Below are 3,593 nucleotides of genomic sequence, written 5' to 3'. Positions count from 1 at the left end.
TATGACGTCTCGTTCTCGCTTGGCGACGGTCTGCGTCCGGGCTCGATCGCAGACGCCAACGACCGCGCGCAGTTCGCGGAGCTGGAGACCTTGGGCGAACTCACCAGGATCGCCTGGGACAAGGGCTGCCAGGTCATGATCGAAGGCCCCGGCCACGTGCCGATGCACAAGATCAAGATCAACATGGACAAGCAGCTCAAGGAGTGCGGGGAGGCGCCGTTCTATACGCTGGGGCCGCTGACCACCGACATCGCGCCGGGCTACGACCACATCACCTCAGGCATTGGTGCGGCCATGATCGGCTGGTTCGGCTGCGCCATGCTGTGTTACGTGACGCCGAAGGAGCATCTCGGCCTGCCCGACCGCAATGACGTCAAGACCGGCGTCATCACCTACAAGATCGCGGCGCATGCGTCCGATCTCGCCAAGGGCCACCCGGCGGCGCAGCTGCGCGACGACGCATTGTCCCGCGCCCGCTTCGACTTCCGCTGGGAGGACCAGTTCAACCTCGGCCTCGACCCCGATACCGCGTGCAAATTCCACGACGAGACGCTGCCGAAGGAAGCTCACAAGGTCGCGCATTTCTGCTCGATGTGCGGCCCGAAATTCTGCTCGATGAAGATCACCCAGGACGTCCGCGACTACGCCGCGACCTTGAATGATAAAGAACAAAAGGGATTTGGAGCCGAAGGCGATCAAATCCCGTCTTCAGAAATAGAAAAAGGCATGGCGCAGATGTCAGCCAAGTTCAAGGAAATGGGCAGCGACGTCTATCTCGATGCGGACAAGGTGAAGGAGAGCAACAAGGCGTTGTGAGGCGAAGGCCTCTCCGCCCTCTCAACTCGTCATGCCCGGGCAAAAGCGCGAAGCGCGTCTTCGCGCTAGATGACCCGGGCATCCATCGAAAATGAAAGAGCCGGGCGAAAGCCCGGCTTTTTTTACGCTGCGCTCCTTGTCAAAATGACTAGCGTCATTGCGAGCGAAGCGAAGCAATCCAGAACGGTCGCGATGTCAGTGGATTGCTTCGTCGCTTTGCTCCTCGCAATGGCGACTATACGGGACTTGACACTCTCGTGCGAGAATATCCTTCTATGGGTACACTCATTAGAGGGGAGATCATATTTTGGTCGGTCTAGCCACGCAGATCGTAACGCTAGTGCTTACGCTGGGAGGGATTTACTTGTCCGCACTCGCGCTTAATAACCCCGTTCGCAAGGTTGCCATCCTCGGGCTCGCAATTTTCGGCGTTGCGAATTTTATTCTAATCCTCGTTACCTACGAAAACACGCCGGAGGTGCCTCATTTATCCGACACGGTTCTTGCATCTGCAACGGCTGCACTAAGTGCGTACGATGATCTCGTGGCGCTGGCAGAAAACCGCTTGCTGCAAATAATAGTGTGGGTCTTTATCGGAGTAATTTTAGGACTTATTGGGCCACGGGCCTATCATAGATACAAAAACCGTCATTGGCATTCGTCCTACGACATCTTCAAATTGGCTAACCCCGAATTGATGAAGGGTGCGCATGTCGCAGAAGATGAAGTTCAAGAACTAAGCGAGCATATGAGAGAGCTTTCAATTCAAAGAGAAGCTCTTGGAGTGCCGTTTGGGTCCGCACCAGTTAGCGAAGATTCTGAATCCATGACACTATTACGTGAGGCCGCTAGAGACGCGAGTGCAAGGAACCTTGCGCTGCACAAGCTACGGGAAAAGGCTCGTAGAAATGCATTGAACGATATCTACGAAAAACTCAAAGCTGGTGCGCTGATAGCTAAAGGCTTTAAAGATCCCTTGGGCTTAAATCCAACGGAAATAGAAATAGAAGCGTCATACTGGAAGTTTCTGAAATTTACCGGCGACTACAAAGAGGCGGAAGGAAAGGGTTTTAAGTTCACCGGCATCGAGGTCGCGCGGAAATAGCTGGGGTGGGTTAGCCGAAGGCATAACCCATCAGCTTTCCGCTCGGAGATCGGCGGGTTACTCTTCGCTGACCTACCCTCCGAACTGAATTGGACCACAATGACCGACAGTCTGACCGGCGTTTGGGACGGCACCTATACCCACCCGCGCGGAATAGTCACGTTTCTGGCGACGCTCATCGAGTCCGGTGGCGCGCTCGCCGGAAACGTGACCGAGCCCTGCACCAGTCCCGCTTGCCCGCTCAGCACCCACAATGCTTCGATTGCGGGTCATCGGTCGGGCAGCGCGGTCTCGTTCGTCAAACGTTACGAACCACCTGGCTATGGCTATGGCACCGTCTTCTATGAAGGCACGGTCAATGCCGAGGCGACGGAAATCGATGGGCGTTGGCGGCTGCCGGGCATGTCGGGAACGTTTCTGATGGTCCGCTCGACCAGGCCTGCGGAATCGGTCGTAGCCGAGGAGCAGACCAAGGAGCCGGCGCGCTAGTTGGCGGGGTTAACTAACCCGCGAGGGCAGCTTCGTCATCTCGACAAATCGACTCTCCGCAACTATCCTATTGGCCATGAACATCATCCGTCGCACGCTGGATATCGACGCCGAGACCGATGCGCGTCTGCGCGAAATGGCTGATGAGCGCGGGCAGGATGTCGCCGCAGTGCTCGCCGAAGCCGTCGCGCTTCTCGATTCCGTCGTCGACGTCGCGGGTCCCGATATTGGGGAAGACCGCCGACGATTCGATGTTTTCAGAGAGACGCGAGCGGCCGTGCCGCTGGCTGACGTGAAGACCTGGGTCGCAAGCTGGGGTTCGGCAAACGAGCTGCCACGCCCGGCGCCTCGCGAGAACAAATGATCCTGCTTTCGCCCGATGCCATCGACGACATCGAGCGATTGCGAGCCTTTCTTGATCAAAGCAATCCCGACGCCGCGCGTCGCGCATTAGCGTCGATCTGGACGGCGATCGAGTGATTGCAGGAATTTCCTGATCTGGGCATGACGACCGAGGACCCCGACATTCGCCAGATCGTAGTCCGGTTTAGTTCCTCCGGATACCTCGTACGTTACGCTGCCCTGCCCGCGGACGGAAATATCCTGATCACGAGGATATGGCACGGGCGCGAGGCCCGGGCTTGAGGGCACCCGACCTCGTCGCAATCGCAAACCCGCATAGTCTTTCTTCGCGCCTAATCTTTCAATGCGTTTCGAACTTCGGACGGATACCGACCAATAGCTTGGCGACACGGGCACTGCACTCGGCCATTCGACCGTGGTCAGACAAACCCATGTGAGGAGCAAAGCGACCACGCAATCCAGGTCTTTGCCCGCGATATTGGATTGTTTCGCTTGCGCTCGCAATGACGCCTTATTCCAACCGAATATATCATGGTTTAGCGAAGCCTAATTCTGTGCTGCGAGCTGGGTCGCCTCACCCGCAAGTAAAATCCTCTCGCCCGCCCGCGACACATCAACCCGATGGGCAAATCACCAAAACCCCGTCCATCCCTCTGCGCAAAAACATTCCGCTTCCCTCGTCGGGCAAATCAGCGCTATCGGCTCGCCCCGTCTCACCCGGTTAAGAGGGGCGGATCGCGATCGTCACGAACGTTGCGGTGGGATGCGGTGGACGCAGGTCGGCGACAGACGAACGCCTGAACTTGCGGACGGTGAAGTC

The 3,593-nt window shown here is 57.3% G+C and carries 4 protein-coding genes; all 4 read left to right on the top strand.

Features of this window, described 5'->3' with window-relative positions; translation table 11 throughout:
- A partial coding sequence (locus VHB22_RS03025) for a phosphomethylpyrimidine synthase ThiC (protein ID WP_325455476.1) occupies positions 1–816 on the top strand: 816 nt, incomplete at its 5' end.
- A gap of 364 nt (positions 817–1,180) precedes the next feature.
- The gene (locus tag VHB22_RS03020; protein WP_325455475.1) at positions 1,181–1,921 is read left to right on the top strand and encodes a hypothetical protein; all 741 of its coding nucleotides are present in this window, start codon (positions 1,181–1,183) and stop codon (positions 1,919–1,921) included.
- Positions 1,922–2,020: 99 nt separating this feature from the next.
- Positions 2,021–2,410 (top strand): hypothetical protein, encoded by a 390-nt coding sequence (locus VHB22_RS03015; RefSeq protein ID WP_325455474.1) that lies wholly within the window; start codon positions 2,021–2,023, stop codon positions 2,408–2,410.
- Positions 2,411–2,486: 76 nt separating this feature from the next.
- Positions 2,487–2,774: a hypothetical protein gene (locus VHB22_RS03010; protein WP_325455473.1), complete on the top strand. Its 288-nt coding sequence runs from the start codon at positions 2,487–2,489 to the stop codon at positions 2,772–2,774.
- The last annotated feature ends 819 nt before the right edge of the window (positions 2,775–3,593 follow it).

Source organism: Hyphomicrobium sp. (assembly GCF_035548195.1).
GTDB lineage: Bacteria > Pseudomonadota > Alphaproteobacteria > Rhizobiales > Hyphomicrobiaceae > Hyphomicrobium_B.
This window is presented reverse-complemented; position numbering and strand designations above follow the sequence as displayed.

Excerpts from the sequence above, each read along its gene's own strand:
- VHB22_RS03010 (WP_325455473.1), top strand. The coding sequence starts at position 2,487 with ATGAACATCATCCGTCGCACGCTGGATATCGACGCCGAGACCGATGCG.
- VHB22_RS03015 (WP_325455474.1), top strand. The coding sequence starts at position 2,021 with ATGACCGACAGTCTGACCGGCGTTTGGGACGGCACCTATACCCACCCG.